Genomic DNA, 19,393 nt, shown 5'->3' on the forward strand with positions numbered 1-19,393 from the left:
GGGCACGTGGTTCCGTTCAGTCCTGGGCGATGATCCGGCCGTCGCCGAAGCCGCGACGGGCGATCGACGCACGGGCGGTTTCGGCAGCGGCTCGGGTGGCGAATGGGCCTGCCTGCACCCGGTACAGCCTGCCCGTCGAACGCACAACGCCATCGACCGATTTTGCGAGCGCGGCGGCGCGGGTAGCGTCGGAAAGTGTCGCGACCTGCACGAACCACCGTCCGCGGGCCGCAGCGGGTGGCGTCTTTGCGGGCGCGGGTTGGGTTGCCGGTCGGGGCGTGGGCTTGACCGGGGCGACGGCTGGCGGTGCCGGTTGCGGCGCGGCGGCGGCGACCATCGGCGGCGGCTGCGGCAGTCGCTTACGCAAGGCGGTGAGCAATGCCGTCGGGGCATCGAGCCGACGAACGACCGTGCCGCCCCGGACTGCCGCCTGTTCGGCCGGTGAGGGTATCGCCGGGCGAATGCGGACGGTGCGCGGCCCTTCGGTGCCAAGGTCGAGCGCGCGCGCGGTCGCTGCCGACAGGCTACCGATCGTACCGCCGGCCGGTACGGCTTCCGGTTCGACCAAGGCGATGATCGTCCGTCCGCTGGCGAGATCGGTGACTTCGGCAAAGCTGCCCGGCGGCAATCCGCGATGCGCCACGGTCAGTTTCGCATCGGCAGGACCGGTCGCGATCGCTACCGCCCCGACATCATCCAGTCGCTGCTCATGCACGACTGGCGGGGGCGTATCCGCACCGCTCTGCGTCCACCCGGCGATCAGCAGTGCCGCAGCGCCGAAGCTCATCGTGCGACCGCGTCGGCCAGCAACCCGACCGACAGCGCATAGTAGTTCGAGCAGTTGTAATCGAGGATGACCCGGTAATTGCCGGTCAGCAGATACGCCGTTTCGCCCGGGCCGTCAGGCTCGATCAGCGTCGCCTGGATCGTCGGGTCGAGCTGCCGTCCGTCGTTTGGCACCACGCCGAGCGTCCGCCACTCGGCAAGGCTCCGCCACTGGCTATGCCGTTCGAACACGCGCGGACAGCGTGGCGACAGCGATCGCGGCGTCAGGATCGACCGTTCGAAGCCGGCCGGGACGCTGACGGCAAAGCCCCAGGGCTGGCCCGGGCGCCAGCCGGCATCGACGAAATAATTGGCGATCGAGGCGAGCGTGTCGGCCGGGTTCGACCAGATATTCGGCACCCCGTCGCCATCCCCGTCCCGCGCAAGGCGCAGGTAGATCGACGGCAGGAACTGCGGATAGCCGAACGCGCCGGCCCAGCTGCCCTTCAACCGGTCGCGCGGCACGCCGCGGTCGATCATCTTCAGCGTCGCGATGAACTCCGGTTCGAACAGCGCGCGGCGGCGGCCCTCATAGGCAAGCGTCGCGAGACTGCGTGGCAGGTCGAAGTCGCCGGTATAGCTGCCATAATTGGTTTCATGGCCCCAGATCGCGACCATGATCTCCTCGGGAACGCCGGTCTGGCGTTCGATCGACGCCAGCCGCGGTCGCTGCGCGGCATAGGCGGTACGCCCACGATTGATCCGGGCGGCATCGACATGGCGCATGCGATAGGGGGCGAAACGCGATACGGTGGTCGTGTTCGACGATCCTGGCTGCTGCCGATCGAGCTCGACGACCCGCGGGTTGTAGGTCAGCGTCGGCAGGACCGCGTCGATGGTCGATTGCTGCACGCCCTGCGCCCGCGCACGGACGGCGACCTCGCGCAGATAGGCCTGGAACCCCTCCGCGTCCTGGGCCGACGCCGATGTCCCGGCCATCAGGCTGAGAACGAACGCCATCCCCGCTTTTGCCAAACGCATACACCGGCCTCCCGCTACCACCCGGTATTGGCACAGGGCCCCACGCCGATGGAACCCCCCGCGCGACAAAGGCTTGCACAAAGCGGCCTACCCGCTCTAGTCGCGACATCGCCGAAGGAAGAGTGTCCGAGTGGTTTAAGGAACCGGTCTTGAAAACCGGCGAGGGTGCAAGCTCTCCGTGGGTTCGAATCCCACCTCTTCCGCCAACGCGTCGTGCCAGCAGGGCGGGTGCGGTTCCATTTTGAAGTTACCCCAATGGCTTACGCTCAACGCAAGCGTCTATAGACGCTCGATGGCTTGGTAGAACGCTCGAAGGCGAATGCCGGCTTCTCTCTTTTCGAAAGCCAACCTACGGGACAATCCCAAAGGACTGGGTCGACCCATATTTAGACATTCGCGGCTAGTTCCTTGCCGCCTAACTTCGGTCATTCATTCAAGTGCGCGAGACGTGCTTCCCTAAGCGGGTTCGGGCGGATCGGCCGATCTCGCTGCCTACTGAAGACGGGCGATGCTGATCGTGAGGTCTAGCCGATCCGCACGTCAGGCGCCGCCTGTTCATCTGGCTACACCTGTCGCATGCCGCCATCGACACAAAGTTCGGCACCTGTAATAAAGCTGGCTTCGTCGCTGAGTAGGAAGACGGCAGCGGCGGCAATCTCGTCGGCGCGCGCCATGCGGCCGAGCGGAATCGGCGCGATGAGCATCTGCCGCATCTCCTCGGGTGCCGCAGCCATCATGTCCGTATCGGTTGGTCCCGGTGCGACGACATTGACGCGGATGCATCGCGGCGCCTGCCCGGCCGCCTAGCTGCGCGCGTAGGAGCGCAGTGCCGCCTTGGTCGCTCCGTAAGTACTGAACGGCGTCACGCCCATCGCGTCGGCGATCGAGCCGACCAGCACCACCGATGCTCCGTCGCTGAGCACGGGCAGCGCCGCCTGAATCCCAAACAGCGCGCCGCGCACGTTGATGGCGAAGTGCCGGTCGAAATGCTCGCCAGTTTCCTCGACGATTGTTGCCGGCTCCGACAATCCGGCGTTAAGCACCATCGCGTCAATGCGACCATGCAGACGCTTGGCCTCCGCCACGACTTGCTCAAGATCGCCTTGGCACGCCGCGTCGGCTTCTACGCCGTGCGCCGATGGACCGATACTCTCAGCCGCGGCGGCAACCTCGTGCGACCGACGTCCGGTCGCGAGACCAATTCCGCTCGCCCCACCGACTACTAGCGCGACCTTGCCTGCCATTCTTGCCATCTTCAGCCCTTTCATTCGAGATGGCGAACCAGACATACGAAGCATATCTGCTATCAAGAACGCGCTCGGAGTAGCATAGATATGGCGAGCGATGCCGACCTGCAGGCCCTGTCGTGCACGGTGATGATAGACGCGCCTCTTATCCGCCCGGTGCTGGACGAGATCGCAGACGAGTGGACGATCATGATCCTGACGGTGCATGGCGGTACACGCCGAAACTCGCCATTCACCGGCCATTCGACATGCTTCAATCATAGCCGGTCAGCGAACGCCCAGGACCGTGCGCTGGGCCATTGGCATTCGGGTAACGGGAAGATCGCACAACACTCGACGAAGGCATCACTGACGGTCGGAAGCCCGTTCAACCGCGTTTCCGACCGCGATTACTGCAACCGGTTGATGGTGACGGGATCGGCTCGAACGCCTTCGAACCACCCGGCCGCCAATGCCACTGTACCGGCAGCGACTATCATCCGGTCCCGGTCCCTTTAGCCCGAGTTCAGTATCCTACTTCCTGACCGGAACGGCTGCGAGATCGTGGTCGATCTTAGCCAGCAACGCGTCGGTAAACTGGTCGGGCAGATAGGTCTGCAACCCGTACAGCGTCGTGCCGCGCGCCATGTCGAGTTGCGGGTTCTTCAGGAACGCCGGAACATGCCGCTCCAGCACCGCGCGCGTGGCCGGATTGTCGAGGAGCTCGCCGATGGGCGTGGTCAGCGTGGTGTAGCGCCCCGAAGCCTTCGCCGCCGCCAGCGCCTGCGACACGCGGTCGATCTCGGCGCCCCACGGGTCTCGCGCTACCACGACCTTGCCGGAGGCCGCGAAGTCGGCAAGCGTGTCGTTGGCACGGGTGTAGCGTGGCCACAGCGCCATCGCGCCGCCGTTCGGATCCCCGCGCTTTACGAAGTTGGCCAGGTACGTGCTCATCGCCGCGCCGACGGCTTCGTCCTTCGCTGTCGTCTGCGCGCCATATTTGATGCGAACATTGTCGAAGAAATAGGGGATGTCTGTCGCGTGCTGGGCGCCGCCCTGCCCGATGGAATCGGCGACGTAGGAGAAGCGATACTGCCAGACCGGCACGCCCCTGTCGGCGATCATCGCCGATGCCTCGCGCCCGCCCGCGATCATGAACCCGCTCTTGCCGCCGATATCGGCGCTGGTCGCGCCGATCATCATCGGCATCCGGGCAAAGCGGTCCTGTTCATAGGCCTTGCGGACATCGACCACGACCCTGCCATCGACGAACGGTCCCGAATTGGTCGGCGGTGCGCCGGGGCGGCCGGACATCTGCGCCATGTTGAGCCCGTCGAGCACGTCCTCCGCCGACAGCGCGCGCAGGCGTTGCAGCGCGTCGGGGGCGGCGGGATCGATCCCCTTGCTCCGGGCGAAGTTGCCGCCAATCGTCTCGACATCCGCCAACGTATTGCCGGTGAACGCCTTCGCATCGCCGCCAGACATCACGACCGCCTTGTTGAACAGGCCCTTCGCTTCGGGCGAAGTGACCAGCGCATGGACCGAGATGCCGCCGGCACTCTCGCCCGAGATCGTCACGTCCGCCGGATCGCCGCCGAACGCCGCAATGTTGCGCTTGACCCATTGCAGCGCCGCGACCTGATCCATGATCCCGTAATTGCCCAACCGGCCGCCATCGGCATTCTGCGCGGTCAGTTGCGGAAGGGCAAAGGTGCCAAAGCGGCCAAGGCGGTAGTTGAAGCTGACGAACACGACGCCCTTCGTGGCCATGTTCGCACCGGCATAGGTCGGTGGCGACGCCCCGCCGTTCACGAAGCCACCGCCATAGATCCAAACCAGCACCGGCAACTTGCCCCTGGCTCCCGTCGGCCGCCAGACATTGGCGTACAGGCAGTCCTCTGCCGGAGTGGTGCCGAGCGGAGCGGCGTCGCTCGGGAAGGGCTTCTGCATACAGTCCGGACTATATCGGGTGGCGTCGCGGACACCGGTCCACTTCGCTGCCGGCTGCGGTGCGCGCCAGCGTAGCGGGCCGACCGGCGGCGCGGCAAAGGGAATACCTTTCCAGCTTTCGACGCCCTCAGCGGCCTGTCCGCGGACGGTACCGTCGTCGGTACGGATCGTCGGACCGGCAGACTGGGCTGCGGCAGGACTGGCGGCCAGTGCGGTGGCGAGGATAAGGGCTGTGGTAACACGGTTCATGGGTGTGATCCCTTGCGGAAGCGGGGCCCGGAAGCGGAGCGGAGCCAGGCGCCGTTCAACGTAGCGGTAGATTGGATCAGATTGGAAGTGGTCGTCGCTTGTAGCTGGAGGCCAACGGGCAGCGTTGCCCGCAAACCTGTTCTCACCTGCTTATTCGACTATCCAGAAGCCAACGCTCTTTCGTCATCGCACCACCAATGATGTTGCGGGACGTCCGCTCCCACTGCTCGCCGCACTTGATCAGCTAGTCCAGTACGCTCCTGATCCCCTATTACCAAAATTGACCTCGATCGGAGCCCGACGTTTTTGGGGAGGCCAAAAGTCGGCGCCTCCTAACCTTCGAAAACCTCGCCCGGCGCTTCGGCAAAGCCGGAAAGATGTTCGGCCAGGACACGCGCCAGCGACCCCGGTCGCACCGAAGGCGAGATGCATATCTCCATCTGCCGGGTGGCCCAGGGGTCGGACAGCGGAACGACGTCGAGCGCCATCGACCGGGCAAAGGCGCGCGCCGCCTTTTCCGGCAGGACGCCCAAGCCGAACCCCGATTCCACCATGCGGCATACGCCGTCGAAACTCTGCACCTGCACGCGCAGGCGCAGCGCGCGGTCGGCCTTTGCCGCCTCGGCGAGCATCGTCCGGGTGAGCGCGGTCGATCCGACCAGACCTACAAAGTCGCGGTCCTGAACTTCGGCGAACTCGATCGTCTGCCGATCCGAGTACATCCCCCTTGGACTCAAGAGCGCCAAAGTATCCTGGCGATACCCCATGGTCGCGAGCCCGCGCCTGGCGGTGCCACCGATGATGATGCCGAGGTCGGCACGATTGGCCGCCACCGCCTCGACGATTGCGGCGCTCATATTTTCCTCCAGGTCGATGCGGACGTCGGGCCGCGTCGCGGCGAAGGATGCGAGGTCGGCGGGCAGGAACTGGATGATCGCCGAGGGATTGGTGTGCAGCCGCACCACCCCGCGCATGCCCCCGGCGAAATCGGCCATTTCATCGTCGATCGCCCGCGCCTGTTCCAACAGGGTGCGCGCGGTGACGAGGAGGGCGCTGCCCGCCGGGGTCAGCGTCAGGCCCGATCGGCTGCGATCGAACAGCCGCACGCCGAACTGCGCCTCCAGCAGGGCGATGCGCCGCGACGCGGCCGCGATCGCCAGATTGCCTTGTCGTGCCGCCTCGCCCAGCTTGCCGCTTTCCGCGGCACGAACGAACAGCCGTAGCGAGACCAGATCCTGCAGCATGGCCGCCTCCATCGTTCGCGAACGGCGAAATCAACGTTGTTCATACGGCGATATACTAGGCTGACGAAAGCGATAATTCCTGTGTTCAGGCTCCGTCATGAGAGCCACGAAAAATGGACGAGGGGATGATGATGGGACAGCGTCTCTGCACGGTTGCAGCGGCCGTAGCGGCTTTTGGATGGGCGACAGGCGCAGCGTCGCCGGCATCGGCCCAGGCGATCGACGCGGGCGATTACGTACCGGCGCCGTCCGGTACGCATCTGGGCCTGGTCTATCAGCAATTCGCGCATTCCGGTTCACTCTATGCGAACGGCAGGAAGGTCGACGACAAGGCCGAGCTGGACGTGGCCGTCACCATCTTCCGCTATGTCGGCTTTACCAAGGTCGCGGGCATGACGCTCGACTATCAGGTGCTTCAGCCCTTCGGCCATATCGAAGCCGGAGGCTCGACGGCCGCGCTCGGCAAGACGACCGGCTTTGGCGACACCATCCTGGTATCGACCCTGTGGGTGCACAACGACCCAGCGAACAAATCCTATCTCGGCATCACCCCCTATCTGTTCATCCCGACCGGCGAATATGATCGGACCAAGGCGCTGAACCTGGGCGAGAACCGGTGGAAGGGGTCGTTGCAGGTCGTCTATTCCAAGGGGTTCGGCGACCATTTCGTCGCCGAGCTGGGCGGCGACGCCATGGTGTTCGGCAAGAATAGCGAATTGGGGACAGCGGCGCTCCGGCAGAAGGCGCAATACCGGGTCCAAGGTTTCGCCCGCTATCTGATCGATCCCGCCAACGAGGCGAATGTCCGCCTGATGTACCTGAACGGTGGCGCAACCAGCATCGATCGGGTCGACCAGCGCAACATCACGCGCACCTTGTCGGTGCTGGGAACCTACCGGCACACCTTCTCGCCGAAATGGCAGTTGCTGACGCAGGTCGGCACCGACCTGTCGGTCCATAACGGCTTTCGCGAGGGCGCGCGGGTCCAGCTACGCCTGCTCAAGGTATTCTGAAAAAACGAAGAACAGAGGATGAGGATGATGGACGACATTGACGGCCGGCGCCTGGGCGACGCCCTGAACGCCTATTCGCGGGGCGCGTTCGATCGCCGCGCCTTCCTGAGCGCGGCGATGGCCGCCGGCGCCGGCTTCGCGGTCGCCAACGCGCTCGGGCTGGCCGGGGGCAAGGCATGGGCGCAGTCGACGCGGACGTCGGCCGCGCCTCGGGCGGCCGACTATATCGTGATCGGCGCGGGCTCGGCCGGGGCGACCGTGGCGGGGCAATTGGCGCAGCGCACCGGCGCGTCGGTGCTCGTCCTGGAAAGCGGCATCCAGGATGACAGCCCGCTGATTGCCGACCCTGCGCAATGGCCCGCCGCGCTGGCTTCCGCCTTCACCAAGGGATATGAGACCACGCCCCAGGCGCACGCCGCCAATCGCGTCGTTCCCTATCCGCGCGGCGAGGGTCTGGGCGGGTGCAGCAGCGTGAACTGCATGATCTACTGCCGGGGCAGCGCGCAGGATTACAACGACTGGGCGTATAACGGCGCGACCGGCTGGGACTGGGACTCGGTCCTGCCCGATTACAAGGCGCTCGAGGATTGGGAGGGCGGTGCCAGCGCCATGCGCGGCGCCGGCGGCCCGCTCCACGTATCGCGGCCCGACCCCGCCAAGGGGCATGAAGGCGCGCGTGCGTTCATGGAAGGCGCCAAGTCGCTCGGCTATCCCGAGACCCCCGACTTCAATGGCGGGACGCTCGAAGGTCCCGCCTGGGTCAACATGACGGTCCATGCCGGCAAGCGCCAGAGCTCGGCGGTCGCCTTCCTGCGCCCCGCGATGGAGAAGGGCGCCAAGCTGACGGTCCTGACCGAGGCGCCGGTGCTCAAGCTGCTGGTCGAGAAGGGTCGCTGCGTCGGCGTTCAGTATCTGCACGCCGGCAAGCCGGTCATCGTGCGCGCCAATAAGGAAGTCATCCTGTCGGCCGGCGCGCTGGTGACGCCCAAGCTGTTGATGCTGTCCGGTATCGGCGACCCGGCGACGTTGAAGTCGCTGGGCATCCAGCCGCTGGTCGCGCTGTCGGGCGTCGGCCAGAACCTGCAGGACCATGTCCTGGGTGCCGGCGTCAATTACGAGGCGAAGCGCCCGGTACCGCCCACCCAGTACAACCATTCCGAAGTCTATATGTGGTGGCGGTCGACGCCGTCGCAGCCGGTGCCCGACATCAACGCGCTCTATGTCAGCGTGCCGTTCGCGACCAAGGAACTGAACCTTCAACAGACCAACGGCTATGCGATCCTGTCGGGCGTGATGCGTCCGAAATCGCGCGGCAGCATCCGGCTGACCTCGGCCGATCCGCGCGCGGCCCCGCTGATCGATCCGAACTATCTGGCGGTCGAACAGGACCTGATCGCGCTGCGCGAGGCGACCAATCTGGCGCGCGCCATCGGCAATTCCGATGCCTATAAGGACATTCGCAAGGCCGAGCTGCTACCCGGCCGGGCGGCATCGTCGCCGGTCGAATATCGCGCGTTCCTGAAGAAGTCGGCGTCGACCTATTTCCATCCGGTCGGCACCGCCAAGATGGGCACCGATGCGACCGCCGTCGTCGATCCGCAGTTGCGGGTGTACGGGGTCGAGGGGCTGCGCGTCGCCGACGCCTCGGTCATGCCGTCGATCACCACCGGCAACACCAATGCGCCGTCGATCCTGATCGGCTGGCGCGCCGCCAGGCTGATCGCGGCGAACGCCTGACGCTATCCGCCGTCCGCTGCGACGCAGCTCATGAAGTTGCGCACGGCGGGCGGCACCAGCGTGGTGCGGCGGTGCGAGACGACGAGCTGCGCCTTGGGACCGTCGCCCGCGATCCGCGCATAGGTGACCCCCTGCGCATGCAGGCGGCACAGCGATTCGGGCACCAGCGCGACCCCTACCCCCGCCGCGACCAGGTTCACGGTCGATGCCATCTGCGGTGCTTCCTGCGCGATCCGGGGGCTGAAGCCCGCATTGCGGCAGGCGGCGATGATGCTGTCATAGAGCAGCCGACCATTGGCGCGCGGATAGAGGATGAAGGGATCGCCGGCGAGCTCGACCAGCGCCAGCGACGTCGCCCCCGCCAGCCGGTGCCGGGCGGGCAGCGCGATCCACAGATCCTCGTCGGGCAGGCGCCGGCTGACCAGTCCGTCGGTCTCGCCCAGGGTCGGCCGCAGGAACGCGACATCCAGCGTTCCGGCCTGCAGCGATTGCAGGAGCGCGGTGGTGGCCTTCTCCTCCAGCATGATCTCCAGCGTCGGATAGGCCTCGCGGAACCGGCCGATGATATGCGGCACGCGCGGATTGAAGGATGCCGAGCTGGTAAAGCCGATCGAGATGCCGCCGATCTCGCCGCGCGCCGCGCGCCGCGCCGCATCGGCGGCATGGTCCGCCGCCTCCAGCGCGGCCCGCGCGAACGGCATGAACGCCACCCCGGCCTCGGTCAGCTCGATCCCGCGCGTCAGCCGGTGGAAGAGCCGCACGCCCAGTTCGTCCTCCAACGCCTTGATCTGCTGGCTGAGCGGCGGTTGCGCGATGCCCAGCCGCGCGGCGGCCCGGGTGAAATGCCGCTCGTCGGCCACCGCGAGCGCGTATCGGAGATGGCGGAGTTCCATATCGAAAACTAATCAAAAACCTCGGTTCGACCTATTGGACGATATTGAAAGGACCGAATATCTACAAGTCATAGAGGCCGTAAGCGCCCGATCGGGAGAGGTGATCATGTCCGGCCGTCCGCCTGTCCGGCGACCCGGCGCCTCCCCCCGATCGTTGGTCCGCCAGGCCGCGACGGTGACCGGGAGCGAGCGTATGAAAACCGACTTCAGCCGCAATTTCATCGACGGGGCCTGGGCCGATCCGGTCGAGGGCGCGACCATGCCCATCTACGAACCGGCGACGGGCAAGAGCTTCGGCACGATCGCCGACAGCACGGCCGCCGATGTCGACCTGGCGGTCGCGGCCGCGCGCAAGGCGTATGACGAGGGCGCCTGGGGCCGCACCACCGCCACCGAGCGCGGCCGGATGCTGATGCGGCTGGGCGACGCGATCCTGGCGCACGCACAGGAACTCTCGGCGATCGAGGCCAAGGACACCGGCAAGCCCAAGGGCGTCGCCGATGCCGATATCGTCGCGCTCGCCCGCTATTTCGAATTCTATGGCGGCGCGGCGGACAAGCTGCACGGCGAGACCATTCCCTATCTGCCCGGCTATCATGTCGGCGTGCTGCACGAACCGCACGGCGTGACCGGGCATATCCTGCCCTGGAACTATCCCGCGCAGATGTTCGGCCGCACCCTGGCGCCGTCGCTGGCGGTCGGAAACGCGACCGTGCTGAAGCCGGCGGAGGACGCCTGCGCCACCTCGCTGCGTCTGGTCGAACTCGCGGCCGAGGCGGGTTTCCCCGAGGGCGCGATCAACATCGTCACCGGCAAGGGGCAGGTCGCGGGCGCCGCGCTGGCCGCGCATCAGGGCGTCGACTTCATGTCGTTCACCGGCTCGCCCGAAGTGGGCCAGGTCATCTAGAAGCTGTGCGCCGATCATTACATCACCTGCACCCTCGAACTGGGCGGCAAGTCGCCGCAGGTCGTCTTCGCCGATGCCGATTTCGATGCGGCCATCCCGGTGATCGTCAAGGCGATCATCCAGAATAGCGGCCAGACCTGTTCGGCGGGCAGCCGCGTGCTGGTCGAGCGCTCGGCCTATGACGCCTTTGTCGAACGGCTCGCCGACGCCTTCGCCAAGGTCCGTGTCGGCGCGCCCGAGATGAACCTCGACTGCGGCCCGATCATCACCGCCAAGCAGCAGCGCCGGGTACAGTCCTTCATCGACCGCGCCGAGGCGGACGGCGTGCCGGTGCTCGCGCAGGGCGTGCTGGCCGAGGGTATCGCGGCGGACGGCTATTATGTGAAGCCGACGCTGTTCGGCCCGGTGCCGCGCGGCAACGTCATCGCGCAGGAGGAGGTGTTCGGCCCGGTGCTGACCATCCAGCCCTTCGATGACGAGGCCGATGCGATACGCCTCGCCAACGGCACCGATTACGGGCTGGTCGCGGCGGTCTGGACCCGCGACGGCGCGCGCCAGATGCGGCTCGTCAAGCGCATCCGCTCCGGCCAGGTCTTCGTGAACTGCTATGGCGCGGGCGCCGGTATCGAGCTGCCCTTCGGAGGTTCGGGCAAGAGCGGGCATGGCCGCGAAAAGGGCTTCGCCGCCCTGCATGATTTCAGCAAGACCAAGACGATGGTGCTCAACCACGGGTGAGCCCCGCGGACTTAGGAAGAGGATAGGGTATGGACTTGAACGGTAAGATCGCCATCGTCACCGGCGCGGCCAGTGGCTTTGGGGAAGCGATCGCCCACCGCTATGCCGCGGCCGGCGCCCGGGTGGTGATCGTCGATCTGAACGGCGACAAGGCCCGCGCGGTCGCCGACGCGATCGGCGAGGGCCGCGCGATCGGCGTGCAGGCCGACGTCACCGCGCGCGCCGCCATCGATGCGGCGGTCCAGGCGACGATCGACACGTTCGGCGTGCCCGACATCGTCGTCAACAATGCCGGCTATACCCACAAGAACCAGCCGCTGCTCGACGTGGACGAGGCGACGTTCGACCGCGTCCTGAACGTCAACATCAAGTCGATCTATCACATGGTGCACGCCGTGGTGCCCGCCATGCGCGACAATGGCGGCGGGGTCATCCTGAACGTCGGATCGGTCGCCGGCATCCGGCCGCGTCCGGGCCTGACCTGGTATAATGGCTCCAAGGGCGCGACCAACATGCTGTCGAAGAGCCTGGCGGTCGAACTGGCGCCGTGGAAGATCCGCGTCAACGTGATCTGTCCGGTCATGGGCGTCACCGGCATGCTCGAGGATTTCATGGGCATGCCCGACACGCCCGAAAACCGTCAGAAATTCCTGGGCTCGATCCCGCTCGGTCGGTTCTGCGAACCCGGCGATGTCGCCGATGCCGCCATGTATCTCGCCCAGTCCGATTTCATCACCGGCGTCGAACTGCCGGTGGATGGCGGTCGCACGATTTGAGGAGCGAAGGGATGATCGAAGGAAAAGCCGCCGTCGCGCGCGAGAAATCGCAGCCGCTGGAGATCGTCGACGCCCGGTTCGAGGCGCCGCGCACCGGCGAGGTCCTGGTCCGGATCGTCGGCACCGGCGTGTGCCACACCGACATGGTGGTGCGCGATCAGGGCTATCCCGTGCCGCTGCCCCTGGTCCTAGGGCATGAGGGCGCGGGCGTGGTCGAGCAGGTCGGCGACGGCGTCACCACCCTGGCCCCCGGCGATCATGTCGTCCTGTCCTATGGCCATTGCGGCCGCTGCGGCGAGTGCCGCTCGGGCCGGCCGGGCTATTGCGTCGAATTCTACGACCGCAATTTCAAGGGCAGCCGCATGGACGGCAGCCAGGCCGTCTGCGACGCGCATGGCCATCCGCTGGGCAGCGCCTTCTTCGCGCAATCGAGCTTCGGCACCTATGCCATCGCCACCGAGCGCAACGCCATCAAGATCCGCAGCGACGTGCCGCTCGAGCTGATGGGGCCGCTGGGCTGCGGTATCCAGACCGGCGCGGGCGCGGTGCTGAACGCGCTGAAGCCGCCCGCCGCCTCGTCGATCGCGATCTTCGGCGCGGGCTCGGTCGGGCTGTCGGCGGCCATGGCGGCCGCGGCGGTCGGCTGCACCACGATCATCCTCGTCGACCTGCATGACGACCGCCTGGCGCTGGCCAAGGAACTGGGCGCGACGCACGGCGTGAACGCCGGCAAGGAGGATGCGGTCGAGCGGATCAGGGAGATCACCGGCACGGGCGGCGCCGACTTCACGCTGGAATGCACCGGCAACCCCAAGGTGCTGGCGCAGGCGGTGGAGGCGTTGCGCATCCCCGGCACCTGCGGCCTGATCGGCGCGGCGAACCTGGGCGATTGCGCCAGCCTGGACATGAACACCCTGCTGTTCGGGCGCACGGTGCGCGGCATCATCGAAGGCGACAGCGTGCCGCAGGTGTTCATCCCGCAGCTGATCGAATTGTGGCGCGCCGGCCGCTTCCCGTTCGACCGCCTGATAGCGTTCTACGACCTTGCCGACATCAACCAGGCGATCGCGGACTCCGAGTCCGGCCGGGTGCTGAAACCCATCGTACGTCCCGCTTCAGGAGCCAACGCATGACCGCTACTCTCACCGACGCGCCGCTGACCATCGATTTCGCCGGCCCCTATGCGCTGACGATCGACGGCAAGCTGGTCGAGACGAACAAGTCGTTCGACGTCCTCAACCCCGCCACCAACCAGGTGCTGGCCCAGGCGCCCGAGGGCACCGCCGAGCATATGGAGGCCGCGATCGCGGCCGCGAAGGCGGCGTTCCCCGGCTGGTCGGCGCTGCCCTGGGCCGAGCGTGGCGCCTATGTCACCGCCTATGCCGACGCGCTGGAGGCGAACAAGGACGAGCTGATCACGCTGCTGACCCTCGAACAGGGCAAGCCGCGCCACAGCATGGCGACCGGCGAGGTGGAGGCCGCGATCTACTGGGTCCGCGAGGTCGCCAAGCGCGAACTGCCGGTCGAGGTGATCGAGGACACCGACGATCATATCGTCGAGGTGCACCACACCCCGCTGGGCGTCGTCGGTGCGATCACGCCGTGGAACTTCCCCGTGCTGCTGGGCCTGTGGAAGATTGCGCCGTGCCTGTTGACCGGCAACACGATGGTGATGAAGCCGTCGCCCTATACCCCACTGTGCACGCTGCGCTTCGGCGAGATCGCGCAGCGGGTGTTCCCGGCCGGCGTGCTCAACATCGTATCGGGCGGCAACGATCTGGGCGCGCAGATGACCGAACATCCCGACATCGCCAAGATCAGCTTCACCGGCTCGACCGCCACCGGCAAGAAGGTGATGGCGTCGGGCGCGTCGAACCTGAAGCGGATCACGCTGGAACTCGGCGGCAACGACGCCGCGATCGTGCTGGCCGATGCCGATTGGGAGCCGCTGATCCCCACCCTGTTCTGGGCCGCGTTCGGCAATTCGGGCCAGTGGTGCATCGCCTCCAAGCGCCTGTACGTCCACCGTTCGATCCATGCCGCCTTCGTCGCCGCCTTCGTCGAATATGGCCGTCAGCAGACGGTCGGCGACGGCATGGACCCGGCGACCGATCTCGGCCCGATCCAGAACCGGATGCAGTATGACAAGCTGAAGGACCTGTTCGCCGATGTGAAGGCGAACGGCTACACCGTCCCGCTGGGCGGTACGATCGACGAGAGCCTGGCGGGCAATTTCGTGCCCGTCACCATCGTCGACAACCCGCCCGAGACCAGCCGTATCGTCAAGGAGGAGCCGTTCGGCCCGATCCTGCCGATCATCGCCTTCGACGATGTCGAGGAGGTGATCGCCAAGGCCAACGACACGCCCTTCGGCCTCGCCGGATCGGTCTGGGGCCGCGACCGCGATGCCGCCATCGCCGTCGCCAAGCGGCTGGAGACCGGCACGGTCTGGGTCAACGAGATCCATATCCACGGGATCGACATCCCCTTCGGCGGCCACAAACAGTCGGGCCTGGGCGTCGAGAACGGCGCGGAGGGGCTGGCCGAGTTCACCAACACCAAGACCTACATGTTCCGCAAGTGATGACCGGCCGGGGCGGCTCCATCGGCCGCCCCGCCACTCCAGCGAACCATTCAAGGGAATAGCGGCCATGCGCCCTCTCGAAGGCATTACCGTCGTCAGCCTGGAGCATGCGATCGCCGCGCCGTTCGCCACCCGGCAGCTCGCCGATCTGGGCGCCCGCGTCATCAAGGTCGAACGCCCCGAAAGCGGCGACTTCGCGCGTGCCTATGACGAACGGGTCGGTGGCCTCTCCTCGCATTTCGTGTGGTGCAACCGGTCGAAGGAAAGCCTGGCGCTCGACCTGAAGTCGCCGCAGGGCATAGCCGTCCTGTCGCGGCTGATCGACAAGGCGGATGTGCTGGTCCAGAACCTCGCCCCCGGCGCGTCGCAGCGCATGGGCCTGGACTTCGCGACGCTGCACGACGCGCATCCGCGACTGATCGTGTGCGACATCTCCGGCTATGGCCAGGACGGACCGCATCGCGATCGCAAGGCCTATGACTTGCTGATCCAGAGCGAGTCGGGTTTCCTGTCGGTGACCGGCACCCCCGACGAACCGGCGAAGGCGGGCTGTTCGATCGCCGACATCGCCGCGGGCATGTACGCCTATACCAATATCCTAGCCGCGCTGATCGAGCGTGGCCGCACCGGCAAGGGCCGCCATATCGACGTGTCGATGCTGGAGGCGATGGCCGAGTGGATGAGCTTCCCGATGTATTACGCCTATGACGGCGCGCCCCAGGCGCCGCGCGTCGGCGCATCGCATGCGACCATCTATCCGTACGGCCCTTTCCGCACCGCGGACGGGGAGGTGATGCTCGGCATCCAGAACGAGCGTGAATGGGCGGCCTTCTGCACCATCGTGCTGGAACAGCCCGACCTGGCCGCCGATCCGCGCTTCTCCTCGACATCGCGCCGGTCGGAAAACCGGGCCGCGCTGGCCGCGATCATCACGGCGGCCTTTGGCGACCTGGCCCGCGCCGAGGTTCTCGATCGGCTCGACGCCGCGAAGATCGCCAATGCCAGCGTCAACGACATGGCCGGGCTGTGGGCGCATCCGCAGCTGGCGGCGCGCGGGCGCTGGGTTGACGTGTCTTCGCCGATCGGACCGATCCCCGCCTTGTTGCCGCCCGGCCGCCCCGACGCGCGCATGGACGCGATCCCCGCGCTGGGCGAGCATACCGATGCGATCCTCGCCGAACTCGGGCTGGCGCCGGGCATGGTGTCGCATGCCGCATGACCCAGGCCGGCGGATCGACGATGCCCGGTCCTTCCTGTTCGTCCCCGCCAATCGCCCCGAACGGATCGCCAAGGCGCTGGCGACCGAGGCCGATATCGTCATCGTCGATCTGGAAGATGCGGTGCCGCCCGACGAGAAGGTCGCCGCGCGCGCCGCACTGACGGCGCAGCTCGATCCCGACCGCCCCGTCCTGCTCCGGGTCAACGACGCCGGGACCGGGTGGTTCGACGAGGATTTGCGCGTGGCGGCGCATCCGGGCGTCCTCGGGATCATGCTCGCCAAGGCGGAGCCGGGGGACGGGCTGGCGCGGGCCTGTGCGGTCGCGCCGGTCGTCGCGCTGATCGAAAGCGCGCACGGCGTCGCCGATGTCCGGACGATCGCCGCCACGCCGGGCGTTCGCCGACTGGCCTTCGGGACGATCGATCTGGCGCTCGACCTGGGCGTCACCGACGAGACATTGCTGGCACCGCTGGGCCTGCAACTGGTGCTGGCATCGCGGGTCGGCGGCATCGCCGCGCCGATCGACGGCGTCACCACCGACTTTCGCGATCCCGACGTCGTGGCACGGGCGATGACGGCATCGGCGAAGGCGGGCTTCGGCGCGAAGATGTGCATCCACCCGGCTCAGGTCGCGGCGGTCCATGCGGCGCTGCGACCGACCGAGGGGGCGGTGGCCTGGGCGCACAGGGTCATCGCGGCGGCCGAGCAGGCGAATGGCGCGGCGATCGCCGTGGATGGCCGCATGATCGACAAGCCGGTGATCGCGCAGGCGCAGCGTATCCTCGCCAACATCGACTGATGCGGAGCGAGCGATGACCCGCCGACTGCCCGATCACATCGACGGCTATGGCCCGGTGCGGCCGTTCCGCGCGCGGCCGGTCGACAAGGCGGCGAAGCGGCGGGCGCAGGTGCCGCTGTTCGACTCGATCGACGCGGTCGTCGATACGCTCGACCTTCGCGACGGCGCGACCATCTCGTTCCACCATCATCTTCGCGACGGCGACGATGTCATGCGCGCCGTCGTCGATGTGCTGGCGGCGCGCGGGCTGCGCGATCTCCATGTCGCGGCCAGCTCGATCTTCCCGGTCCATGCCCCGCTCGTGCCGCATATCCGTAGCGGAGTGATCACCCGGATCAGCACCGCCTATGTCGCCGGTCCGGTCGCGCGCGCGATCTCCGCCGGCGAACTGCGCCATCCGGCCGTCCTGCAGACCCATAGCGGCCGCGCGCGCGCCATCGCGACCGGCGCGTTGCCGATCGACGTCGCCTTCGTGGCGGCGCCCTCGGCGGACCGCCAGGGCAATCTCAGCGGCGCGATCGGGCCGTCGGCCTGTGGTCCGCTGGGCTATGCAATGGTCGATGCGCGCTATGCCAGGCGGGTCGTCGCCGTCACCGACAATCTGCTGGACGACCGGCTCGCCAGCATCGACATCGCCGGCAACGAGGTCGACGCGGTCGTCGTGGTGCCCTCGATCGGCGATCCCACCCGGATCGTCTCGGGCACGACGCGGATCACCGATGATCCGGTATCGTTGCGGATCGCGGCGATGGCGGCGCGTGCGATCGACGCCTCGGGCCTGCTGGTCGACGGCTTTTCCTTCCAGACCGGGGCTGGCGGCACGTCGCTGGCGGTGGCCGGCGATGTCGCCGCGATCATGCGGCAAAAGGGCATCAAGGGCAGCTTTGCCGCCGGCGGGATCACGGGAACGCTGGTCGAGATGTTCCACGAGGGCCTGTTCGAGCGGCTCTACGACGTCCAGTGCTTCGATCTGGCCGCCGTGGCGTCGTATCGTACCGATGCCGCGCATCAGGCCATGTCGGCGTCGCTCTATGCCGATCCCAGCCGCCGCGACGCGGTCGCCGGTCGACTGGACGTGATGATCCTGGGCGCGGCCGAGGTCGACACGGCCTTCAACGTCAACGTCACGGCGGTCGGGGGCGGCAAGATCATCGGCGGGTCGGGCGGCCATGCCGATACGGCCGCCGGCGCGAAGCTGACCATCATCACCACGCGGCTGAGTGCCAAGGGCAACCCGAAGATCGTCCGTGACGTCGAATGCGTGACGACCCCGGGCGCGACCGTCGATGTCGTCGTGACGGAGGCCGGCATCGCGGTAAATCCCCTGCGCACCGACCTGATCGCGCGCTTCGTCGACGCGGGGCTGCCGTTGGTGTCGATCGAGGAATTGGCCAGCTTGGCACGCGAACAGACTGGCCGAACCAATGACAAGTCCCGAACGAGCGGTAACAGGATCATTGCGGTCGTGGAATATTTCGACGGCACCGTCACGGATGTGATCCGGCAATCCGGCTGAAGACCAACCGTCCGCTCTTTCTGGACCTAAAAATTGGATCGACAGCCCGCTGTCGGCAGGTTGCCGATCCTGTAGATCACGTTTCCGCTGCCCTACCGGTCAGTCGTAGATCGGCCTCAACACCGTATCGAGATGATAGCGGGTCAGCGCCATCGACGCGAGCAGGTCGGGCGAACCGTCATATTCGATCGACATCCAGCCCTTGAATTGATCCTCCTTCAGCATCCGGTACAGCCCCGCCAGATCGAGCGTGCCGAGCCCCGGTTCCCAGAACCAGCGCGTGCCGTCGTCGGTGATCTCCGGGTCCTGTGCATAGCGCACGCTGTCCGGCTGCCGCTGCGAAGCGGTATCCTTCAGGTGGAAGGTGCTGATCCGGTCACGATAATCGCGGTAGAAGGTCAGCAAATCCTCGCCCATGATCGCCACCTGTGCAGTGTCGAGGCAGTAGTGGACGTACGCCGGATCGGTCGATTCGATCAGTTCGCGATGGTTCGGCAGATTGATCGCGCAGAAGAACTCGTTGTGAAGCCCGATCTTGACGCCGTGATCGGTGGCATAGCGGCCGATCTCGTTCATCACCCTGGCGCATTGCTGCACCTCTTCGCGGCTCAGCGGTCCCGAACCGTAGTAGTTCTGCGTTGGGCAGGTATTCATGTAACTGCCGCCGAACTTCACGATCGTATCGACCGCCTCGCGCCCCGAACGATGTGGATCGGCGTGGAAAAGGGACCCCGGTAGC

The 19,393-nt window shown here is 66.8% G+C and carries 15 protein-coding genes, 1 tRNA gene and 2 pseudogenes; 11 read left to right on the plus strand and 7 right to left on the minus strand.

Annotated elements, in window-relative coordinates; translation table 11 throughout:
* Positions 1–16: 16 nt before the first annotated feature.
* Complete coding sequence (locus AVT10_RS02660) at positions 17–787, minus strand: SPOR domain-containing protein (protein WP_066687937.1); 771 nt, start codon at positions 785–787, stop codon at positions 17–19.
* Complete coding sequence (locus AVT10_RS02665; RefSeq protein WP_066687939.1) at positions 784–1,806, minus strand: lytic murein transglycosylase; 1,023 nt, start codon at positions 1,804–1,806, stop codon at positions 784–786. The genes AVT10_RS02660 and AVT10_RS02665 overlap by 4 nt, the downstream gene beginning before the upstream one ends.
* A 116-nt stretch (positions 1,807–1,922) precedes the next feature.
* Here AVT10_RS02665 and AVT10_RS02670 point away from each other — a divergent pair.
* Positions 1,923–2,012 (plus strand) — tRNA-Ser (locus AVT10_RS02670).
* A gap of 357 nt (positions 2,013–2,369) precedes the next feature.
* Here AVT10_RS02670 and AVT10_RS02675 read toward each other — a convergent pair.
* Positions 2,370–3,260, minus strand: a pseudogene (locus AVT10_RS02675) (SDR family NAD(P)-dependent oxidoreductase).
* Between AVT10_RS02675 and AVT10_RS18040 the strand changes: the two are divergent.
* Positions 3,141–3,551: a hypothetical protein gene (locus tag AVT10_RS18040; RefSeq protein WP_157092665.1), complete on the plus strand. Its 411-nt coding sequence runs from the start codon at positions 3,141–3,143 to the stop codon at positions 3,549–3,551. The pseudogene AVT10_RS02675 and the gene AVT10_RS18040 overlap by 120 nt on opposite strands.
* A 15-nt stretch (positions 3,552–3,566) precedes the next feature.
* On the opposite strand, the gene AVT10_RS02680 is transcribed toward AVT10_RS18040, so the two are convergent.
* Entirely contained in the window at positions 3,567–5,231 is a 1,665-nt protein-coding gene (locus AVT10_RS02680; protein ID WP_066687940.1) for a carboxylesterase/lipase family protein, read from the minus strand.
* A 332-nt stretch (positions 5,232–5,563) separates the two neighbouring features.
* Positions 5,564–6,475 (minus strand): LysR substrate-binding domain-containing protein, encoded by a 912-nt coding sequence (locus AVT10_RS02685; RefSeq protein ID WP_164523818.1) that lies wholly within the window; start codon positions 6,473–6,475, stop codon positions 5,564–5,566.
* A 131-nt stretch (positions 6,476–6,606) separates the two neighbouring features.
* Here AVT10_RS02685 and AVT10_RS02690 point away from each other — a divergent pair, with 131 nt between their 5' ends.
* Both AVT10_RS02690 and AVT10_RS02695 read left to right on the plus strand, forming a co-directional pair.
* The gene (locus AVT10_RS02690) at positions 6,607–7,488 is read left to right on the plus strand and encodes a transporter (RefSeq protein ID WP_198158473.1); all 882 of its coding nucleotides are present in this window, start codon (positions 6,607–6,609) and stop codon (positions 7,486–7,488) included.
* 27 nt (positions 7,489–7,515) lie between these two features.
* Positions 7,516–9,225, plus strand: coding sequence for a GMC family oxidoreductase (locus tag AVT10_RS02695; RefSeq protein WP_066688133.1), 1,710 nt, complete (start codon positions 7,516–7,518; stop codon positions 9,223–9,225).
* A gap of 2 nt (positions 9,226–9,227) precedes the next feature.
* Here AVT10_RS02695 and AVT10_RS02700 read toward each other — a convergent pair whose 3' ends face one another.
* A complete protein-coding gene (locus AVT10_RS02700; RefSeq protein ID WP_066687953.1) occupies positions 9,228–10,118 on the minus strand; it encodes a LysR family transcriptional regulator in 891 nt (296 codons plus the stop codon).
* Positions 10,119–10,311: 193 nt separating this feature from the next.
* Here AVT10_RS02700 and AVT10_RS18670 point away from each other — a divergent pair.
* From AVT10_RS18670 to AVT10_RS02735, 7 genes and pseudogenes are all read left to right on the plus strand, one after another.
* A pseudogene (locus tag AVT10_RS18670) lies at positions 10,312–11,760 on the plus strand (aldehyde dehydrogenase family protein).
* A gap of 29 nt (positions 11,761–11,789) precedes the next feature.
* On the plus strand, positions 11,790–12,536 hold the full coding sequence (locus tag AVT10_RS02710) for an SDR family oxidoreductase (protein ID WP_066687956.1): 747 nt from the start codon (positions 11,790–11,792) through the stop codon (positions 12,534–12,536).
* 11 nt (positions 12,537–12,547) lie between these two features.
* A complete protein-coding gene (locus AVT10_RS02715) occupies positions 12,548–13,669 on the plus strand; it encodes an NAD(P)-dependent alcohol dehydrogenase (protein WP_066687959.1) in 1,122 nt (373 codons plus the stop codon).
* A complete protein-coding gene (locus AVT10_RS02720; RefSeq protein WP_066687961.1) occupies positions 13,666–15,120 on the plus strand; it encodes an aldehyde dehydrogenase family protein in 1,455 nt (484 codons plus the stop codon). Before AVT10_RS02715 ends, AVT10_RS02720 begins: the two co-directional genes overlap by 4 nt.
* 67 nt (positions 15,121–15,187) lie before the next feature.
* Complete coding sequence (locus AVT10_RS02725; protein WP_066687963.1) at positions 15,188–16,339, plus strand: CaiB/BaiF CoA transferase family protein; 1,152 nt, start codon at positions 15,188–15,190, stop codon at positions 16,337–16,339.
* Entirely contained in the window at positions 16,329–17,138 is an 810-nt protein-coding gene (locus AVT10_RS02730) for an HpcH/HpaI aldolase/citrate lyase family protein (protein WP_066687965.1), read from the plus strand. Before AVT10_RS02725 ends, AVT10_RS02730 begins: the two co-directional genes overlap by 11 nt.
* A 13-nt stretch (positions 17,139–17,151) precedes the next feature.
* Positions 17,152–18,654, plus strand: coding sequence for a citrate lyase subunit alpha (locus tag AVT10_RS02735; RefSeq protein ID WP_066687974.1), 1,503 nt, complete (start codon positions 17,152–17,154; stop codon positions 18,652–18,654).
* Positions 18,655–18,753: 99 nt separating this feature from the next.
* On the opposite strand, the gene AVT10_RS02740 is transcribed toward AVT10_RS02735, so the two are convergent.
* The coding region (locus AVT10_RS02740) for a sugar phosphate isomerase/epimerase family protein (RefSeq protein WP_066688135.1) at positions 18,754–19,393 on the minus strand (640 nt) is incomplete at its 5' end.

The sequence above is a fragment of the Sphingomonas hankookensis genome (assembly GCF_001619955.1).
Taxonomy (GTDB): Bacteria; Pseudomonadota; Alphaproteobacteria; order Sphingomonadales; family Sphingomonadaceae; genus Sphingomonas; species Sphingomonas hankookensis_A.

Coding starts and splice junctions, on each gene's coding strand:
- AVT10_RS02695 (WP_066688133.1), top strand. CDS start 7,516: ATGGACGACATTGACGGCCGGCGCCTGGGCGACGCCCTGAACGCCTAT.
- AVT10_RS02735 (WP_066687974.1), top strand. CDS start 17,152: ATGACCCGCCGACTGCCCGATCACATCGACGGCTATGGCCCGGTGCGG.
- AVT10_RS02680 (WP_066687940.1), bottom strand. CDS start 5,231: ATGAACCGTGTTACCACAGCCCTTATCCTCGCCACCGCACTGGCCGCC.
- AVT10_RS02720 (WP_066687961.1), top strand. CDS start 13,666: ATGACCGCTACTCTCACCGACGCGCCGCTGACCATCGATTTCGCCGGC.
- AVT10_RS02725 (WP_066687963.1), top strand. CDS start 15,188: ATGCGCCCTCTCGAAGGCATTACCGTCGTCAGCCTGGAGCATGCGATC.
- AVT10_RS02685 (WP_164523818.1), bottom strand. CDS start 6,475: ATGCTGCAGGATCTGGTCTCGCTACGGCTGTTCGTTCGTGCCGCGGAA.
- AVT10_RS18040 (WP_157092665.1), top strand. CDS start 3,141: ATGGCGAGCGATGCCGACCTGCAGGCCCTGTCGTGCACGGTGATGATA.
- AVT10_RS02665 (WP_066687939.1), bottom strand. CDS start 1,806: ATGCGTTTGGCAAAAGCGGGGATGGCGTTCGTTCTCAGCCTGATGGCC.
- AVT10_RS02700 (WP_066687953.1), bottom strand. CDS start 10,118: ATGGAACTCCGCCATCTCCGATACGCGCTCGCGGTGGCCGACGAGCGG.
- AVT10_RS02710 (WP_066687956.1), top strand. CDS start 11,790: ATGGACTTGAACGGTAAGATCGCCATCGTCACCGGCGCGGCCAGTGGC.
- AVT10_RS02690 (WP_198158473.1), top strand. CDS start 6,607: ATGGGACAGCGTCTCTGCACGGTTGCAGCGGCCGTAGCGGCTTTTGGA.
- AVT10_RS02730 (WP_066687965.1), top strand. CDS start 16,329: ATGCCGCATGACCCAGGCCGGCGGATCGACGATGCCCGGTCCTTCCTG.
- AVT10_RS02660 (WP_066687937.1), bottom strand. CDS start 787: ATGAGCTTCGGCGCTGCGGCACTGCTGATCGCCGGGTGGACGCAGAGC.
- AVT10_RS02715 (WP_066687959.1), top strand. CDS start 12,548: ATGATCGAAGGAAAAGCCGCCGTCGCGCGCGAGAAATCGCAGCCGCTG.